Annotated in this window: 18 protein-coding genes; 6 read left to right on the top strand and 12 right to left on the bottom strand. The window is 69.2% G+C overall.

Going from position 1 to position 15872, the window contains the following annotated elements:
• Positions 1 to 3: 3 nt before the first annotated feature.
• From ACSMFO_RS13815 to ACSMFO_RS13805, 3 genes are read right to left on the bottom strand one after another with little or no spacing between them, the layout of a single operon-like run.
• Positions 4 to 1581: a hypothetical protein gene (locus ACSMFO_RS13815; protein ID WP_436458905.1), complete on the bottom strand. Its 1578-nt coding sequence runs from the start codon at positions 1579 to 1581 to the stop codon at positions 4 to 6.
• The gene (locus ACSMFO_RS13810) at positions 1578 to 2546 is read right to left on the bottom strand and encodes a spore coat protein (RefSeq protein ID WP_436458904.1); all 969 of its coding nucleotides are present in this window, start codon (positions 2544 to 2546) and stop codon (positions 1578 to 1580) included. Before ACSMFO_RS13810 ends, ACSMFO_RS13815 begins: the two co-directional genes overlap by 4 nt.
• A complete protein-coding gene (locus tag ACSMFO_RS13805; RefSeq protein ID WP_436458903.1) occupies positions 2543 to 3289 on the bottom strand; it encodes a cytidylyltransferase domain-containing protein in 747 nt (248 codons plus the stop codon). Before ACSMFO_RS13805 ends, ACSMFO_RS13810 begins: the two co-directional genes overlap by 4 nt.
• A 49-nt stretch (positions 3290 to 3338) precedes the next feature.
• Here ACSMFO_RS13805 and pseB point away from each other — a divergent pair, with 49 nt between their 5' ends.
• Together pseB and ACSMFO_RS13795 are read left to right on the top strand one after the other, a co-directional pair.
• On the top strand, positions 3339 to 4322 hold the full coding sequence (pseB, locus tag ACSMFO_RS13800; protein WP_038507572.1) for a UDP-N-acetylglucosamine 4,6-dehydratase (inverting): 984 nt from the start codon (positions 3339 to 3341) through the stop codon (positions 4320 to 4322).
• A complete protein-coding gene (locus ACSMFO_RS13795) occupies positions 4315 to 5448 on the top strand; it encodes a DegT/DnrJ/EryC1/StrS family aminotransferase (RefSeq protein ID WP_436458902.1) in 1134 nt (377 codons plus the stop codon). Before pseB ends, ACSMFO_RS13795 begins: the two co-directional genes overlap by 8 nt.
• 117 nt (positions 5449 to 5565) lie before the next feature.
• Here ACSMFO_RS13795 and pseI read toward each other — a convergent pair whose 3' ends face one another.
• From pseI to ACSMFO_RS13775, 4 genes are read right to left on the bottom strand one after another with little or no spacing between them, the layout of a single operon-like run.
• Complete coding sequence (gene pseI / locus ACSMFO_RS13790; RefSeq protein WP_436458901.1) at positions 5566 to 6621, bottom strand: pseudaminic acid synthase; 1056 nt, start codon at positions 6619 to 6621, stop codon at positions 5566 to 5568.
• 30 nt (positions 6622 to 6651) lie between these two features.
• The gene (locus ACSMFO_RS13785) at positions 6652 to 7104 is read right to left on the bottom strand and encodes an N-acetyltransferase family protein (protein ID WP_436458900.1); all 453 of its coding nucleotides are present in this window, start codon (positions 7102 to 7104) and stop codon (positions 6652 to 6654) included.
• 3 nt (positions 7105 to 7107) lie between these two features.
• Positions 7108 to 7548 (bottom strand): hypothetical protein, encoded by a 441-nt coding sequence (locus ACSMFO_RS13780; RefSeq protein WP_038507561.1) that lies wholly within the window; start codon positions 7546 to 7548, stop codon positions 7108 to 7110.
• A 35-nt stretch (positions 7549 to 7583) separates the two neighbouring features.
• Positions 7584 to 8213, bottom strand: coding sequence for a hypothetical protein (locus ACSMFO_RS13775; protein ID WP_436459020.1), 630 nt, complete (start codon positions 8211 to 8213; stop codon positions 7584 to 7586).
• Between the two features lie 145 nt (positions 8214 to 8358).
• Here ACSMFO_RS13775 and wzm point away from each other — a divergent pair, with 145 nt between their 5' ends.
• From wzm to glfT1, 3 genes are read left to right on the top strand one after another with little or no spacing between them, the layout of a single operon-like run.
• Entirely contained in the window at positions 8359 to 9303 is a 945-nt protein-coding gene (wzm, locus tag ACSMFO_RS13770) for a galactan export ABC transporter permease subunit Wzm/RfbD (protein WP_360125817.1), read from the top strand.
• A 3-nt stretch (positions 9304 to 9306) separates the two neighbouring features.
• Positions 9307 to 10131 (top strand): galactan export ABC transporter ATP-binding subunit Wzt/RfbE, encoded by an 825-nt coding sequence (gene wzt / locus ACSMFO_RS13765; protein ID WP_073846057.1) that lies wholly within the window; start codon positions 9307 to 9309, stop codon positions 10129 to 10131.
• Positions 10128 to 11036, top strand: a complete 909-nt coding sequence (glfT1, locus tag ACSMFO_RS13760) for a galactofuranosyltransferase GlfT1 (RefSeq protein WP_038507551.1) — start codon at positions 10128 to 10130, stop codon at positions 11034 to 11036. The genes wzt and glfT1 overlap by 4 nt, the downstream gene beginning before the upstream one ends.
• Before the next feature lie 52 nt (positions 11037 to 11088).
• Here the strand turns inward: glfT1 and ACSMFO_RS13755 are convergent, their stop codons facing one another.
• The 4 genes from ACSMFO_RS13755 to ACSMFO_RS13740 form a co-directional block, all read right to left on the bottom strand.
• Positions 11089 to 12546: a hypothetical protein gene (locus ACSMFO_RS13755; protein ID WP_073846056.1), complete on the bottom strand. Its 1458-nt coding sequence runs from the start codon at positions 12544 to 12546 to the stop codon at positions 11089 to 11091.
• Between the two features lie 10 nt (positions 12547 to 12556).
• Positions 12557 to 13108: a DUF3558 domain-containing protein gene (locus ACSMFO_RS13750; RefSeq protein WP_360125813.1), complete on the bottom strand. Its 552-nt coding sequence runs from the start codon at positions 13106 to 13108 to the stop codon at positions 12557 to 12559.
• Between the two features lie 6 nt (positions 13109 to 13114).
• A complete protein-coding gene (locus tag ACSMFO_RS13745; RefSeq protein WP_436458899.1) occupies positions 13115 to 13591 on the bottom strand; it encodes a hypothetical protein in 477 nt (158 codons plus the stop codon).
• A 143-nt stretch (positions 13592 to 13734) separates the two neighbouring features.
• On the bottom strand, positions 13735 to 14499 hold the full coding sequence (locus ACSMFO_RS13740; protein ID WP_038522168.1) for an ESX secretion-associated protein EspG: 765 nt from the start codon (positions 14497 to 14499) through the stop codon (positions 13735 to 13737).
• 114 nt (positions 14500 to 14613) lie between these two features.
• On the opposite strand from ACSMFO_RS13740, the gene ACSMFO_RS13735 reads away from it, so the two are divergent.
• A complete protein-coding gene (locus ACSMFO_RS13735; RefSeq protein WP_016330689.1) occupies positions 14614 to 14856 on the top strand; it encodes a hypothetical protein in 243 nt (80 codons plus the stop codon).
• Here the strand turns inward: ACSMFO_RS13735 and ACSMFO_RS13730 are convergent.
• A complete protein-coding gene (locus tag ACSMFO_RS13730) occupies positions 14853 to 15866 on the bottom strand; it encodes an acyl-CoA dehydrogenase family protein (RefSeq protein ID WP_436458898.1) in 1014 nt (337 codons plus the stop codon). The two genes, ACSMFO_RS13735 and ACSMFO_RS13730, sit on opposite strands and share 4 nt — an antisense overlap.
• Between the last annotated feature and the right edge of the window lie 6 nt (positions 15867 to 15872).

The raw sequence follows: 15872 nt of genomic DNA, 5'->3' as shown, positions 1-15872 counted from the left end.
CCCTCAGCCTCCCGGCAGCTGAGCACGCAGACGATCGAGCCACCGGTCGATGGTGTCCTCGTACCGGCCGGGGTCGTTCCGGCGCTGTGCCTCGCCGACGGACTCGTCGAGCGCCGCGCGGATCCGCGCGGCGTGCTCGGGCAGGGCGAAGACCTCCTGGAAGTAGCCCTCGCGCATCTGCACGTCCGCGACCAGCTGGTAGTCGCGCGCCGCGTCGGGGACGACGAGGCCGTACGCCCAGCCGGGGGTGGCCCCGCGGCCGCGAGCGGTGACGACGATGACCGTCGGGCGGACCGCCTTGACGACGTCCGTCGGCGAGGCGCCGTGCGCGATGGCCTCGTCGTTCAGTCCGATGTAGTCGATCGACTTCCAGCCGCTGTAGTACGGGATCGCCCCCGCGTCGGAGACCGCCAGGCTCCGTGCCGCCTCCGGCACCTGGGCGTTCGCGAGGCCCTTGCCGATGGCGACGTGGGCGCGCTGCAGGTCGGGGCCGTAGTTGGCGATCACCGGCAGATCCGTCGACTGGGCACCGGTGACGGCGACCCAGCCGACCGCCACCGCGCCGGACACCGCAGCGATCCACCGGCGGCCGAGGTGCGCCATGGCCAGCCCCGCGCCGAGGCAGAGCACGGGGAAGGCGTGGAAGGCGAAGCGGTGGATGTAGTCCATGGTCGGCCCGGAAACCGCGTAGGTCATGCCGGTCAGGAGGACGACCGAGGACAGCACCAGGCCCGCTCCCCTGCTCGCTTTGCGGAACAGCAGGAAGGCGGTCAGCACCAGCAGCGGGAGGACGAGCCAGGCGGTGGTCTCCAGCCAGACCGAGCCGGCGTCGAGGTTGCCGAACTTGACGTAGAAGGTGTTCGGGAACAGATGCCCGAAGTACGTCCACCGCCAGACGAAATACCCGCCGCCGAGGACGAGGACCGCGGCGACCAGCACCCAGGTCCGCCGTCGCCCGCGCCCGAGCCACAGCCAGATCAGGAACGCCGGGAAGGTCGCGAGGACACCCTCGGGCCGGATCATCCCGGCGAGCAGCAGCAAGAGCGGCGGTTCCCAGTCGCGTACCGCGCGGCCCTGGACGAGGTCCACGCCGACGATGGCGGCGCGCAGCACGACGGCGGCGAACGCGATGGTCTCCAGGCCGGCGGTGACGTGGAAGTAGGTCGGCACGAACAGCAGCAGCGCGCCGCCCGCCACGAGCGCGCCGAGGACACCCGCCGCGCGATGCCCGGCGCGGACCAGCATCACCAGGATCAAGGCGCCCAGTACGACGGAGGTCACCTTGGCGACGGTCTCCAACGGCAGGCCCGCGAGGGCGAACGGGACGTGCCAGAGCATCCAGAGGAAGTTCGTGAAGCCCTCGATCGGGTCTTCTCCCACGTTCCACACCGGACCGTGGCCGTTCGCCATGTTCGCCGAGTACCGGAAGGTGATGAAGGCGTCGTCGACGGTGAAGAACCACGCCGCCCAGCACCCGGCGAGGAAGAGCGCTCCGAAACCGAGCAAGACGGCGAGAAGCCCTCGACGCGGTTTCGGTTCCTGGACGGCGTCGGCCTCGCTTCGCTCCGCCGTGGTCGTCATTCCGCCATCCTCGTCTTCTCCAGCCGGTCCAGTACGCGGTCGACTCCTCGCCCGTCCACAAGAGCCATCGAAGTCGCGGAAAGACCGTTACGCACGGCCGAGTCCGAAAGCAATTCTCCGAGCGTCTCGGTGGCTCGGCCGTCGAGCGCGTCCGCGCTGCCCAGCCCGGCCGCCAGCCCGAGATCCAAAGCCGCGCGATATCCCGCGTCCTGGTTCTCCACGAGCCGGACGACGGCGGTGGGTACGCCGAGGCAGCACAGTTCGAGCAGCGTCACCCCCGCCGCGCTGATCGCCACGTCCGTTTCCACCAGCAGGTCGAGCAGCCCCGGCCCCGGCGGTGCGATCCGGAACTCCTGGCCGGGCAGCGGTTCGGGCACGGTCGGCTCACCGCGTACGAGCACGTCGGCTTCGAAGGGCGCGCGAGTGTCGCGAAGGGCACGTAAGAGCGCGCTGACCGTATCGGCCCATTCCGCGCCGCCTCCCAGCACGACGGTGATCCGCGGCCGTTCCCCATCGGGGCGCTGGGACCGCTTTTCCCGCGCCCGCACGACGGCTTCCCTCAGCGGCGCGTAGCGCGCGCCGCGCAGCAACTCTCCCGAGCCGTCCTCGGGACGCGGCTTCGGCTCGAAGGCGCAGTCGACCACGAGATCCGCCGCACGCCTGCCGAACACGTCGTCCTCGATGGACACCAGCAGCGCGCCCGCGGCGTTGACCTCCTCACGCAGTTCGCCGAGACCGTAGTGATCGACGACCACCGCGTCGAAGCCCTCGAAGGGCGCCGTCGGCACCACCGGAACCGACAGCTCCGCGAATCGCGCGGCCAGCCATTCGGCGTTGTCCACCCGCCCCGCGAACACGACTTCCCAGCCGCGCGCGACGGCGCGTTCGGCATAGGCGACCATGCGCGAGACGTGGCCGGCGCCGATCGACGGCGAGGCGTCGGCTCGAAGCAGCAGCCGGGTCACCTGCTCACCTTCTTCTGCTCGACGTGCGCATTGAGCCTCGCCAGCTCGGGCCGGGACCGCAGCACCGCGACCACCTCGCGCCAGTCGCCGACGCGGTCGCCCAGTTCGGCGACGATGCCTTCGATGACCGACCAGTCCTCGACGGTGTCCAAGGTCACGCGCAGGTCGTCGGCGGGCGGGCTGACGACGATCCCGGCGCACGAGTACCGCTCCGGGTGCGCGTAGACGCCGGAGGTGACGTGCTCGCGGTCGGCACCCCGGGCCGTCTCGATCTGTTCGGCGAGCACTCCGGTGCGCACGAGCTCGGCGTCGAAACCGCGCGGCAGGGTGCGCACCAGCACGGTGCTCAGGTAGTCCAGCGACGGCTGCGCGCGCCACTGCGCCACGAGCTGGCCGATGAGGTGGGGATCCAGCAACGGACAGTCCGCCGTGAGCCGCACCACCGCGTCGGCCGGGTACGACTCGATAGCGACCGCGAAACGCGCGAGGACGTCGTCGAGCGGACCTCTGGCGACCAGGGCGCCGTGCCGGGCGGCCTCCTCGGCCACCGCGTCGTCGTCGGCCTCCGTCGAGGTCGCGACCACGACGTCGTCGATCCCCGGCGAAGCGGCGGCGGCACGGATGACCCAGCCGAGGACGCTCCGGCCCGCCAGAGGGCGGAGCACCTTGCCAGGTAGCCGGGTGGACGACGCGCGTGCCTGGATGACGGCGTTGACCACGTGGGCCCCGGGGTCTGGATCCATGGGTGACATGATGTCGTGCGGCAGTAGCACCGAAACGCGGAGGTCAACGATGTCCGAGCTGGATGGCTCCAGCATCCTGCTCACCGGCGGGACCGGTTCGTTCGGCAAGGCGTTCATCACCTACGCCCTGGCCGAGCTGAACCCGCGACGGCTGGTCGTGCTCTCCCGCGACGAGCTCAAGCAGTACGAAGCGCGCCAGCAGTTCGACAACGACCCGCGGCTGCGCTGGTTCATCGGCGACATCCGGGACCGCCGCCGCCTCGAGCGCGCGATGCACGGCGTCGACTACGTGGTGCACGCCGCCGCGCTCAAGCAGGTCGACACGGGTGAGTACAACCCGTTCGAATTCGTGCAGACCAACGTCGTCGGCTCGCAGCACGTCATCGAGGCCGCGATCGACACCGGGGTGAAGAAGGTCGTCGCGCTGTCGACGGACAAGGCGTCCAGCCCGATCAACCTCTACGGCGCCACGAAGCTGTGCGCCGACCGGATGTTCATCAGCGCGAACCACTACGCCGCGACACATCCGACCAGGTTCTCCGTGGTCCGCTACGGCAACGTGATGGGCTCGCGCGGCAGTGTGATCCCGTTCTTCCGCGCGCTCGCGGCCAAGGGCGAGTCGCTCCCGATCACGCACAAGGAGATGACCCGGTTCTGGATCACGCTCCCGCAGGCCGTGCAGTTCGTGATCGATTCGTTCGACCAGATGAACGGCGGCGAGCTGTACGTGCCGCGTATCCCGAGCATGCGGCTGGTCGATCTCGCGCAGGCGATCGCGCCCGGTTCGCCGATGCACGAGGTCGGCATCCGCCCCGGCGAGAAGCTGCACGAAGAGATGATCGCCCCCGACGACGCCCGCCGCACCGTGCGGCTGAGCGACCGGTACGTCGTCCAGCCGCATATCGCGGGCTGGGGCTACGAACCGCCGACCGGCGGCGAGGCCGTGCCGGAGAACTTCGCCTACCGCTCGGACACCAACGACCTGTGGCTCGACGCGGACGAGCTGCGCGACCTGGTCGAGCAGTATGGGTGACTTCCTGCCCTACGGCCGTCAGTCCGTTTCGGACGAGGACATCGCCGCCGTCACCGAGGTGCTGCGCGGCGACTGGCTGACCACCGGCCCCGCCGTCACGCGCTTCGAGTCCGATCTCGCCGAGCACACCGGCGGCACGCCCGCGGTGGCCGTCACGTCGGGCACGGCCGCGTTGCACGTCGCGTACGCGGCAGCGGGGATCGGCCCTGACGACGAGGTCGTCACCTCGCCGATGACGTTCGTCGCCACCGCCGCGACGGCCGCGTTGCTCGGCGGCAAGGTCGTGTTCGCCGATGTCGAGGCGGACACGGGCAACCTCGACCCGGCGGCGGCCGCGGCTGCCGTCACCTCGCGCACCAAGGTCGTCGCGGCCGTGGACTACGCCGGCCACCCGGCCGAGCTGGACGAGCTCGGCCGGATCGCGCACGACAACGGCGCGCTGCTGCTGGAGGACGCGGCGCATTCCGTCGGCGGAAGCTGGCAGGGCAGGCCGGTCGGCTCGCTCGCCGACCTCACGACGTTCTCCTTCTTCCCCACCAAGAACCTCACCACGGCCGAAGGCGGCGCGGTGGTCGCCGGTTCGGACGAGCTGCTGGCACGCGCCCGCGGTTTCCGCAACCACGGGCTGGTGCGCGACAAGGCGGCGCAGCGGTATCCGGACGAAGGCGCTTGGCACCAGGAGGTGCACGAGTTCGGCCTCAACTACCGCTTGCCGGATGTGTTGTGCGCCTTGGGAAGCAGCCAGCTGCGGAGGCTCGCGGAGTTCAAGAAGCGGCGCGCGGAGATCCACGCGCGTTACACCGCCGCACTGTCCTCATTGGACGGAGTGCTGACGCCTGCCGTGCGCGAAGGCGCGGATCCGGTGTGGCACCTGTACCCGCTGCGAGTCCTCGAAGGACGCCGCCGCGCGCTGTTCGATCACTTGCGCGCCAAGGGGATCGGCGTGCAGGTCAACTACATCCCCGCCTACTGGCACCCGGTGTTCGAGGACCTCGGGTACCGGCGCGGGATGTGCCCGAACGCGGAGCTGTACTACGGCCAGGAGCTTTCGCTGCCGCTGTTCCCGGCGTTGACCGACGCCGACGTGGACCGCGTCATCGACGAGGTCCACGGCTTCTTCGGCTAAGGCCGACCGCGTCTTAGGACGTCCCACCGGTGCACGGGTAGCGGTTTCGCGTGACTGGACGGACGACACGCGTGTCGTCCGTCGGATCACACGTGTCGTCCACCAGGTCACGCGAGGCTAGATCAGGCCCCAGGTGAGCGCGGTGCCCTTCGGGACATCGGACGAGAAGGTGCGGCCGAGCACGTTCACGATCTCGGCGGGGGCCAGCCCGCCGGCGGGCCGGATCGAGCGGACGTTCTCCCGCGTCACGGTGTCCCCGGCACGCACGTCTTCGACGACGTACAGGGAACGCCGCAGCCGCAGGCCTTCCTTCTCGCTCTCGCGCGGCCCGATCACGGCGGCGCCCAGCGCCTCCCACGCACGGTGCGATTCGGTGACCAGCGCGGCCAGTTCGGCGGGCTCCAGGGAGAACTCCGAGTCGACACCGCCGTCGCTCCTGGCCAGCGTCACGTGCTTCTCGATGGCGACGGCGCCGAGCGCGACGGCCGCGAGCGGGGCGCCGATGCCGGGTGTGTGGTCGGACAGGCCGACGAGCGTCCCGGTCACGCCCGCCAGGACGGGCAGGCCGCGCAGGTTGCTCTCGGTCGGCGACGCCGGGTAGCTCGCGGTGCAGCCGAGCACGATCAGCCGGTCGTTGCCCACCTCACGCGCGGTCCGGACCGCCGCGTCGATCTCGGCGACGCTGGCCATCCCGGTCGAGATGATCAGCGGCTTGCCGGTTTTCGCGCACAGTTCGATCAGCGGCAGGTCGACGATCTCCGACGACGCGATCTTGTACGCGGGCGCGTCCAGCGACTCCAGCAGTTCGACGGCGGTCGGGTCGAACGGGCTCGAGAAGATCTCCAGGCCGCGGGCGCGGGCGCGTTCGAACAGCGGCTCGTGCCATTCCCACGGCGTGTGGGCGCGCTCGTAGAGCTTGTAGAGGTTCTCGCCGCCCCACAGCGAATGCGAGTCGCTCACCCGGAAAGCGGGGGCGTCGACGTCGATCGTGATCGTGTCCGGCCGGTAGGTCTGCAGTTTGACCGCCTGCGCGCCGGTTTCGGCGATCGCGTCGACGATCTCCAGCGCCCTGGCGAGCTCGCCGTTGTGGTTACCGGACATTTCGGCGATGACGAACGGCGGATGCCCGGCCCCGATGCGGTGCGCGCCGATCCGGACTTCCTGTGCTGACATGGACGAAACGCCTCCCTGACGACGGTCTGGTCAGGACACAGTCTTACGCAGCTTCCGGAAACCGTCGACGGCAGGCGCGGTCTCGGCGTACCCGGCCCGGTCGAAGAGCGCGGCCGACGCCGCGTTGTCCCGGTGCACGGCCGCGGTCACCACCCGCACGCGATGACCGGCGGTGAAGGCCCGCTCGCCCTCCGCCAGAACCGAAGCCGACAAGCCGCGGCCCCGGCTTTCCGGCGCGAGGGTGATGCTGACCTCCCAGACCCCTTCATCCTCGCGGTCGAACCGGACGGTGCCGACCGGGATCCCGTCGAGTTCGACGACGTACAGCACCCTGTCCGGCGACGCCAGCACCCCACGCAGCCACGCGGAATGCTCGTCGAGCGTGATCACCGCGGTCGAACGGGACGCCTGCCGGGTACGAGGATCGTTCCGCCAGGCGAGCAGCAATCCGGCGTCGGCCTCCGTGGCCTCGCGAGCCAGCACGGATTACTGCGTCTGCTCGATGGTTTCGCGCTGGCGGTCTTCGATCCGGCGCAGCCGGTCCTCGTACCGGGCGATCCCGGCGAGCCGGACGCGGATCTGGGCGTGCTGGCGCTGGATCTCCTGGATCAGGCTGCGCGCCTCGGCCAGCTCGGGCTTGTCCGCGTGCACCGGCAGCGACAGCGACTCGCGCAGATCCTCCAGCTGGGCCTCCTGGGCCGCGACGCTCGGGATCAGGCGGTCCAGCTCGGCGCGGGTCCAGCGCAAGTCACCGCGGGCGTGCTCGAGGCCGCTCTCGGCGCCGTCGAGCCGTCGGCGGTGGTCCGCGGTGGCGTGTTCGAGGTCGTTGACGCGCCCGTTGAGGTCGCGAAGCCGCTCGTCGATCCGGAAGTCGATGAGCCGGGCGATCCGGCCGATCACGCCGCTGCGGAGTTTCTGCACTGCCATGGGGTGTTCCTTCTCGGGATGGGCTGGCTGGGAGTTCAGCGCAGGAGTTCGGTTTCGCCGGTCTTCGTCCACGAGTCCAGCAGCCTGCCTTCGGCGGCGATGCGGTGCTCGGGTCCGACGATGCAGGAGTCGCCCGCGGCGTGCTCCCAGCGGGTCTGGGCCGGGTCGTCGATGAACGAGAACCCGGACAGGACCAGCGTGGCGTGCGGGAACGACGTGCGCGCGATCCACGCGGCCAGCGTCCCGGTGGTCGACCACAGGCCCTCTTCGCGGCTCGGCAGCCCGAGCGCGTCGGACAGCGGCAGGACGACCTCGCGGTTCGGCACCGGCACGTAACCGAGGTCACCCGGCCACCAGCCGGGGATGTCTTCGGGCTCCCAGTGCATCCGGCCCGGCTCGACCAGCAGGTAGAGCCGTTTGCGGTAGTCACGGAAGACGTGCTTGGTGGCGCGGACGGCGCGGTTGAACACGACGACGTGCACCCGGCTGCCGACCGTTTCGGGGCCACCCGGCTCGTCGACGACGAAGCCGTTGACGCGGATCACGAGGTCACACGCGTCGATGGCCTTCGCGCGCCGGGGGTCCGGCGGAAGCGGCTGATTCCCGACCACGGCCACCGAACGGGGCTCCGGCCGGTCGGCGTATGCGGCGAGCAGATTGACCATCAGGCTCGCGTCGCCGAGTGCAGCAGTCATGAGGGCAGAAAGTACCAGCACACGCACCGCGTTCGGGTGCGAATCCGACGGTAGCGTTCCGTGGTCGGGACGGGGCGCCCCAGGCATCATCGGCCCCATCGGTACCCTCGTTCCCGTGCATGCCACCAGCACGGTTCACGCCGCCGACGGTGCTGCTCCGACCTCGGTTCCGCCGATTTCGGACAGCAAGACCTTTTCGCGCGCGTTCGCCGACATCAAGACCGGTTTCGCCGCCAAAGAGCTGTGGGGACACCTCGGCTGGCAGGACATCAAGCAGCGCTACCGCCGCTCGGTGATCGGCCCGTTCTGGATCACCATCAGCCAGGGCGTCATCGCACTCGGCCTGGGGCTTCTGTACTCACAGTTGTTCAACCTGCCGACGGCGACGTTCCTTCCCTACATCAGCACCGGCTTCATCATCTGGGGCTTCATCAGTGGCTGCCTGTCCGAGGGCATGGAGACCTTCATCTCCAACGAGGGGCTGATCAAACAGCTCCCGGCGCCGCTTTCGGTGTACGTGCTGCGGACGGTCTGGCGCCAGACGCTGATGCTGGCGCACAACCTGATCGTCTACGTGATCGTGGTCGCGATCTTCTTCACCAGCCTGGACCAGCCGTATGCGATGAGCGGCGAGTGCGTCGGCCAGGTCCTGTGCCACCCCGGGCTCGGCTGGTACTCGCTGAGCGCGATTCCCGGCATTCTGGTGCTCGCGCTGAACGCCGGCTGGGTCACCCTGCTGCTGGGCATCATCTCGACCCGGTACCGCGACATCCCGCAGGTGATCAACTCGCTCATCCAGCTGCTCTTCTACATGACGCCGATCGTCTGGCCGATCGACCAGCTGATGGCGGGTGGGGCCCGCGACGGCATTTCGGGTGCCCTGCCGTTCGTCTACGCCAACCCGCTCTTCCACTTCATCCAGATCGTCCGCGCGCCGCTCATCGGCCAGGCGGTCAGCATCAACAGCTGGTTCGTGGTGCTCGGCATCACCGTCGTCGGCTGGGGCCTCGCCCTGGTCGCGATGCGCAATTACCGTTCCCGCGTCTCTTATTGGGTGTGACAGATGGTCAGCATTGATGTGCACAACGCCTACGTCGACTTCCCCATTTTCGACGCGAAGACCCGCTCCATGAAGAAGAAGGTGCTGGGCAAGGTCGGCGGCAAGATCGGCACCGAGAGCAAGGTGCCGATCATCGAAGCCCTGCACGACGTGAGCCTTCAGCTCCGCGAAGGCGACCGGGTCGGCCTCGTCGGCCACAACGGCGCCGGGAAGTCGACGCTGCTGCGGCTGCTGTCCGGCATCTACGAACCCACCCGTGGTTCGGCGCGGATCACCGGCAAGATCGCCCCGGTCTTCGACCTCGGCATCGGCATGGACCCGGAGATCTCCGGGATGGAGAACATCATCATCCGCGGCCTGTTCCTCGGGATGACCGCGAAGCAGATGGAAGCCCGGGTCGACGACATCGCGGAGTTCACCGAACTCGGCGACTACCTGCAGATGCCGCTGCGGACGTACTCGACCGGTATGCGGGTGCGCCTGGCGCTGGGCGTGGTCACCTCGATCGACCCGGAGATCCTGATCCTCGACGAGGGTATCGGCGCGGTCGACGCGGCGTTCCTCAACAAGGCGAAGGACCGGCTCAAGGACCTCGTGAAGCGCTCGGGGATCCTGGTGTTCGCCAGCCACTCGGACGAGTTCCTCTTCGAGCTCTGCGACTCCGCCATCTGGATGGACGAGGGGCACGTCAAGCAGCGCGGTTCGCTGCGCGACGTGCTCACCGGCTACAAGGGGCGCGACCCGTTCGAGAACATGAGCCAGGAGACGCTGGAGCGGTTCGGTATCGAACCCGAGCCGGTGGCGACGACGAACGGCGGCCAAGGATGACCAGCGAGACCCGGCAGTTACCCGAAGGCGCCGTCGTCGGCGTGGTCGTCACGCGCCATCGACGGGAACTGCTCGCGGACTCGCTCAAGGTGATCGCCGCGCAGACCCGGCCGGTCGACCACCTCGTCGTGGTCGACAACGGGCCGGACAAGTCGGCGCGGGACATCGTCGAGGACTACCCGCTTCCCTTCACGTACCTGCCTTCGCACCGCAACCTCGGCGGTGCGGGCGGGTTCGCGCTCGGCATGCTGCACGCGCTTTCCCTTGGCGCGGACTGGATCTGGCTGGCCGACGACGACGGCCGCCCCGCCGACGAGAACGTCCTCGCGATCCTGCTGGAGGAGGCCGAGAAGCGGGACCTGGCCGAGATCTCCCCGGTGGTGTCCAACATCGACGCTCCGGACAAACTCGCGTTCCCGTTGCGGCGCGGGCTGACCTGGAAGCGCTCGTCGTCGGAACTGGGCGTCGACTTCCTGCCGGGGATCGCCTCGCTGATGAACGGCGCGTTGTTCCGCGCGTCCACTTTGGACGTCGTCGGCGTGCCGGATCTGCGGCTGTTCTTCCGCGGTGACGAGGTCGAACTGCACCGGCGCCTGGTGCGTTCCGGGCTGCCGTTCGGCACCTCGCTCAAGACCGCGTACCTGCACCCGGACGGCTCGGACGAGTTCAAGCCGATGCTGGGCGGCCGGTTCCACGCGCAGGATCCGGAGAACGAGGTCAAGCGCTACTACACCTACCGAAACCGTGGATACCTGCTGTCCCAGCCGGGTATGCGCAAGATCGGCGCGCTCGAAGTGGTGCGGTTCGGCCTGTACTTCGTCGGTGTGAAGCGGGACCCGAAGGCCTTCCTGCAGTGGCTCAAGCTGGTCCGCCAGGGTCGCAAGGAGAAGTTCTACCGCTACTGAGATCCACGAGAAAAAGGGCCCCTCGCTCGCGCGAGGGGCCCTTTCCGTGCGTCTACTCGCCGATGACCGGCGGCGCGGTGCGCATGTCGGTCCCGAAGACCTCGTCGGGGTCGCCCTCGACGAGGTACGTCGGACGCTGGTGCTCGGTGTCCTCGTCCCCGTCCGACTGCTGGCCGCGGCCACCCATGCCGCCGCCCATCCCCGGTCCGCCGCGACCGGCCGCGCCACCGCCGAGACCGCCCATACCGCGGCCGGCGGCCGCTTCGGCGGCACCGATACCACCCGGGCGGGCCGCGCCGGACGCGGAACCCGAACCGGGCGTGGAACCGCCGCCGCTGCCGGGGCCGAACCCGCTTCCGCCGCCACCGCGGCCGGTTCGGCTGTTGTAGTCCGAGTCGCCCATGCCGCCACCCATCATGGGCGGCGCCATCGGCATGGGGCTGATCGGCATCGCGGTGTTGTTGTTGGGGCCGGGCGTGGTGATCGGCGCCGGCCCGTTCTGGAAGCCGGACGGCGTCGTACCCGACGGAAGGCTGCCGGATCCCGTGGTGCTGCCCGGACCGGGCAGGTTGGAGCCGTAGCCGCCGCCACCGCCTCCACCACCGCCGCTACCCCCGCCACCGCTGCCGGGCGGGATGTAGGTGTTGCCGGGGTTGTTGGAGCCGGGCGTGTTCGAACCGGGCGGCACCTGGTACGGCTGCGGCTTGCCCGGATCGTCGATACCGCCTCCGCCGCCTTCGCCGAACTTCGGCGGCTCGGCGAACACCGGCTGCTTCGACGCGGCCTCGTACAAGGACTTGTCGTAGCTGTTCATGGCGGAGGCCGCCTGGGTGTGGGCCTCCTGGCTGTCCTTCTGCTTCTGGATGGACTTGTCGATGTTCTCGCCCATGTTGAACGGGTTCGACGTCATCCACCCCCCGACCTCTTCCTTCCAGCTGAAGGGGATCGGCTTGGGCATCGTGTTCTTCACGGTGGAGGCCGCGGTGCCCTGGTCGTAGATCGTCTCGGAGGCGAGCTTGGCGTTCTGGGAGTTCGCCTCGGACCATTTGCTGAGGCTCTTGAAGTAGCCCTGCGCGTTGCCCGCCGCGTCACCTTCCCAGGTGCCCTGCGAAGCGGTGACGGCCTGGTCCATCGTCCTCGAGAAGGTGTCGAAGGCCTTGTGGATCTCGTGGTACGCGGTCGAGACCTCGGAGACCTGCTCGACGTTCAGGTTGCTGTTGACGAACTGTTCGAGCTTCTCGTGGTCGTAGCCGAGGTAGTCGCCGTTCGGCGGCTCGAGCCCCTCGACGTACTTGACGTCCTTGTTCTTGGTCAGCTCGTCGACGGTCTTGTCGCCGACGTCTTCGGACTGCTGCTGAGCCCTGCCCTGGGCGATCAACCGCTGGAAGATGCCGAACGGCCCGTCGTCGCCCTCGCCGCTCGCCTTGTCCCGGTAGTACTGGTCCCGGGCTTGGGGCGAGAGACCGGCGACGTACTCCTGCTCGGTCATCTGAGCCTTGTTGGTGGTCATCCTGGTCCCCCTAGCCCTTCGGAAGTTTCGGTTCGACGATGTCGGCGATCTTTTCCGCCATCCCGCACGACTTCTCCGGATCCGTGCTGACGACCACGACGTCGGCCCGCGCCGAAGCGCTGATTTCGAGCGCCATCAGACAGCTGCCGGGTGGTTTCGGGGCGAGCACGGCCTTGCGTCCGTTGACGTTGCCGGTGGTCTTGCCGTTCCCGCCGTCGACGACACTGTCGACACCCTGCTTGTCTCGAACCCCGACGCTGAGGGTGACGCTGTCGGCCGCCGTCTGGGAGTCCTTGGTGAACTCGCAGACGCGGGCACCGCCCACGTTCCCGGGGACGGGTGGCTCGAAAGTGCCGAACGACGCGAGATCGGCGGCGCCGAGGAGCGAACACGGATCGATCGACGCGGAGTCGGCACCACCGGTGGCCGTCGTCGGGGCGGTGGACTCACCGCCTTGCGCGGGTGACGACGGCGCCGCGGAGGGGGTGCCCGGCTTTTCGGTGGAACAGGCCGCGAGCACGAACGCGGCCGCGGTCAGCGGTACGAGGAGCAGCTTCTTCATTCCGCCTCAGTTCTTGAGCCGGTCGAGCGCCTCGACCGTTTCGTGTTCCTTCTTCTCGTACTGGCCCGAGGCGCGCAACAGCGCTTCTTCGGTATCCAGGACCACCTGTCGGAACTGACCGATCACCGCACTCGCCGAATTGGCCGACTGGGCGGCGCCCTTCTGGTCGTGTGCCGCGACGGCCCTGCCGTACGGGTGGTCTCCGAGCTGCGGTGCTTCAGAAAGGTAGACCGTCTTGCTTTCCAGCCTGTTGAGCTCTCGCGTCATGTCGCGCACCGCTTTGAGCAGCGGCTTGACGCCTTCGGAGGTGATCTTGAAGCCGCCGCTCTTGGCGGCCGAGACCAGCTTCTGGGTCTCCGCGCTCACCTTGGCGATCGCGGCCGCGTTCAGGCCGCCCGCCGCCACGTAACCGGCTGCCGCGCCCATGGCCGCGCCGATCGAGAAGTCCGGTGCCGCCTGTCCGCCGTCCGCTTCGAAAGCCATCGCCCGCCCCACTGCCTCGTCTGCTCGCCCGTGCGTATCGCCCGGCAGTCTACTAGCCGGGCACTCAGCGCGACGGTGATTCACCGATCGCCGAAGATCTCCGTGACTGTGACGAATCGGGCGTCACCCCGGTTCCCCGTGGTTCAGAACTGCCCTTCGAGCTGGGCATACAGCTGCTGAGCGATCCTCGCGTTGTCGGCGGGAGCGTAGGTCAGCCAGCTTTGCCCGTCGGCCGCCTGGCGCGAAGTCATCATGAAGCGGCCCGCTTCGGTGTCGAACCACGCCAGCGGCGGGAAGACCTGGCCACCGCGGATGAACACGCTGAACTGGCCCACTCGCGTCTTCGGCTTCTCGAAGATCCGCTCCACGTGCCGCAGCTGCGGGTTCGACCCGTGCGACCGCGGCCCGCTGACCTTGGCGAAGGGGTCGTACGTGTCGTCGTTTCGAGGGCGCTTCGGCGCGCTCGCCGGCTTCGCGATGGTGACCGACTGACCGGGGCCGGCCGGGGTGAGCGGCAGCAGGTCGACGATCGACGCGACGATCGCGGTCGGCCTGGTCTCCTCGAACACGAGCAGGTTCTCGTCCTGGCGCACGACGACCGCGAACTGCCCGTTCGTCGCCGCCCTCGCGAGCAGCTGCTTGTCCTTGTCCATCTGCGCGACCGCCCAGACGGCGAGCTGCGGGTCGGCGAAGGTCGCGATCGCGAGTTCGACGTCGGCGTCGAGCCTGCCGCCGCGCATCAGGCCGCGGCCTTCGAGGTCGCGGAAGACGGCCTCGCGCACCATCGCGCGCTGATCGGTCGTCGTGCCGATGTGCGGGATCTCGAACGGGACGGGCGCCGGCCCGAACCGGCCGTGTTCGAGCAGGATGTCCACCGCCGCCAGCGACAACGAGAACGAATGCGGCATCGCCATTTCCCCCCGCGGGTGTCTTGTCCGTCGGGATGAACGTAGTCCACGCGCCCGATACGCCCGCAGCGAACCCGCTTGCCCGGCCGTGATCACGGCTGGTGCCATGGATCCATGGCAGACCAGAAACCCGCGCTCGTCCTCCATCTCGCCACCGGCGGGGAGCCGCTGCTCTTCGCGCTCACGACGGAAGAAACCGAACGGCTGACCAAGGATCTCTCGCATTTCGTCCGCACCGGTTCGGTGCAGACGATCCAGACGAGGGACGACTCCGAGGTGGCGATCAACTTCTCCCACGTCGCCGCCGCCTACATCGACGATCTGAACCGCAAGACGAGAGTGTTCGGGCTCCACTAGTTCCGGGAGAAAAGCTCCAGCAGTCCCGATTTGATCTCCGGACGGCTGGCGGCGACCAGCAGGAAGGTGGCTTCCCGGACGAGCCGCTGGGGGTGTCGTCCGGCGAGTACCGACGTGCTGCCGTTGGCCGCGACCAGCACGCCCGCGGCCCGGAAGGCGAGCTCCGCGCCCGCCGCCCTGGCCGCGGGCAGCGACGGCGGATCGGCGAGTGCCGCGTCGAGCCGCAGCCGGGCGGCGTCGATCTCGGCCCGGATCCCGGCGGCGACGTCGGCCTTCCCGAGTTCCTCGATGAGCCGCGCGGCGCGGGCGGCGAGGCCGAGGGGCGCGCAGCCGTTGAGCCGGGAGGCGAAAGTGTTGCCCGCGACGAAATCGGCGTGCGGGATCTTCCCGTAGACGCGGTCCTCGGGCAGGAAGTAGCGGGTGAAGACGAGGTGCACGGTGGCCGTGCCCTGCGCCGCGACGAGGTCGAGCGGCCGGGCCTCCAGCCGCTCCCCCGCCACCGGGTCGATGATCGCGCTCACGACGGTGTCGCCGTCGCGGGCGCAGAGCTGGAGCAGGTCGATGACGCCCCAGCCGCTGACGAACGGGGCCTCGCCGTCGAGCAGGTAGCCGCCCTCGACGCGTTCCGCGCGCAACCTGGGCGGGGTCGGGATCACCGCGGCGAACGCGGCGCCCGCCTTGAGTTCCCCGCTGACCAGCCGCGGGAGATAGCGGTCGCGCAGTTCCGCGTTGCCGGCCGTCGTGAGCGCCGCGACCAGGCCGTGGTGCTGGATCCAGGTGAACATCGTGCTGAGGCAGCCGCCCGCCAGTGTCTCCAGGACCTGGACGATCGTCGGGAGGTCGGCGCCCGGACCGCCGGCTTCCTTGGGCGCCGCGAGACCGTAGAAGCCTTCGGCGGCGAGAGCGTCGAAGTGGCTTGAGGGCACTTCGCCCTTGAGGTCGACTTCGGTGGCCGCGGGGAAGAGGAGATCATCGGCGAGGGCTTGGGCGCGGGTGACCAGATCCGTCATACGGTA

The organism is Amycolatopsis sp. w19 (assembly GCF_051373225.1).
Taxonomy (GTDB): Bacteria; Actinomycetota; Actinomycetes; order Mycobacteriales; family Pseudonocardiaceae; genus Amycolatopsis; species Amycolatopsis japonica.
The sequence above is the reverse complement of the archived record's forward strand: the minus strand, read 5'-3'. Positions and strand labels throughout refer to the sequence as shown.

What these genes read in the sequence shown, in the direction of transcription:
- ACSMFO_RS13815 (WP_436458905.1), bottom strand. Translation starts at nt 1,581, where the DNA reads ATGACGACCACGGCGGAGCGAAGCGAGGCCGACGCCGTCCAGGAACCG.
- ACSMFO_RS13805 (WP_436458903.1), bottom strand. Translation starts at nt 3,289, where the DNA reads ATGGATCCAGACCCCGGGGCCCACGTGGTCAACGCCGTCATCCAGGCA.
- pseB (WP_038507572.1), top strand. Translation starts at nt 3,339, where the DNA reads ATGTCCGAGCTGGATGGCTCCAGCATCCTGCTCACCGGCGGGACCGGT.
- ACSMFO_RS13795 (WP_436458902.1), top strand. Translation starts at nt 4,315, where the DNA reads ATGGGTGACTTCCTGCCCTACGGCCGTCAGTCCGTTTCGGACGAGGAC.
- pseI (WP_436458901.1), bottom strand. Translation starts at nt 6,621, where the DNA reads ATGTCAGCACAGGAAGTCCGGATCGGCGCGCACCGCATCGGGGCCGGG.
- ACSMFO_RS13780 (WP_038507561.1), bottom strand. Translation starts at nt 7,548, where the DNA reads ATGGCAGTGCAGAAACTCCGCAGCGGCGTGATCGGCCGGATCGCCCGG.
- ACSMFO_RS13775 (WP_436459020.1), bottom strand. Translation starts at nt 8,213, where the DNA reads ATGGTCAATCTGCTCGCCGCATACGCCGACCGGCCGGAGCCCCGTTCG.
- wzt (WP_073846057.1), top strand. Translation starts at nt 9,307, where the DNA reads ATGGTCAGCATTGATGTGCACAACGCCTACGTCGACTTCCCCATTTTC.
- glfT1 (WP_038507551.1), top strand. Translation starts at nt 10,128, where the DNA reads ATGACCAGCGAGACCCGGCAGTTACCCGAAGGCGCCGTCGTCGGCGTG.
- ACSMFO_RS13755 (WP_073846056.1), bottom strand. Translation starts at nt 12,546, where the DNA reads ATGACCACCAACAAGGCTCAGATGACCGAGCAGGAGTACGTCGCCGGT.
- ACSMFO_RS13750 (WP_360125813.1), bottom strand. Translation starts at nt 13,108, where the DNA reads ATGAAGAAGCTGCTCCTCGTACCGCTGACCGCGGCCGCGTTCGTGCTC.
- ACSMFO_RS13745 (WP_436458899.1), bottom strand. Translation starts at nt 13,591, where the DNA reads ATGGCTTTCGAAGCGGACGGCGGACAGGCGGCACCGGACTTCTCGATC.
- ACSMFO_RS13740 (WP_038522168.1), bottom strand. Translation starts at nt 14,499, where the DNA reads ATGCCGCATTCGTTCTCGTTGTCGCTGGCGGCGGTGGACATCCTGCTC.
- ACSMFO_RS13735 (WP_016330689.1), top strand. Translation starts at nt 14,614, where the DNA reads ATGGCAGACCAGAAACCCGCGCTCGTCCTCCATCTCGCCACCGGCGGG.
- ACSMFO_RS13730 (WP_436458898.1), bottom strand. Translation starts at nt 15,866, where the DNA reads ATGACGGATCTGGTCACCCGCGCCCAAGCCCTCGCCGATGATCTCCTC.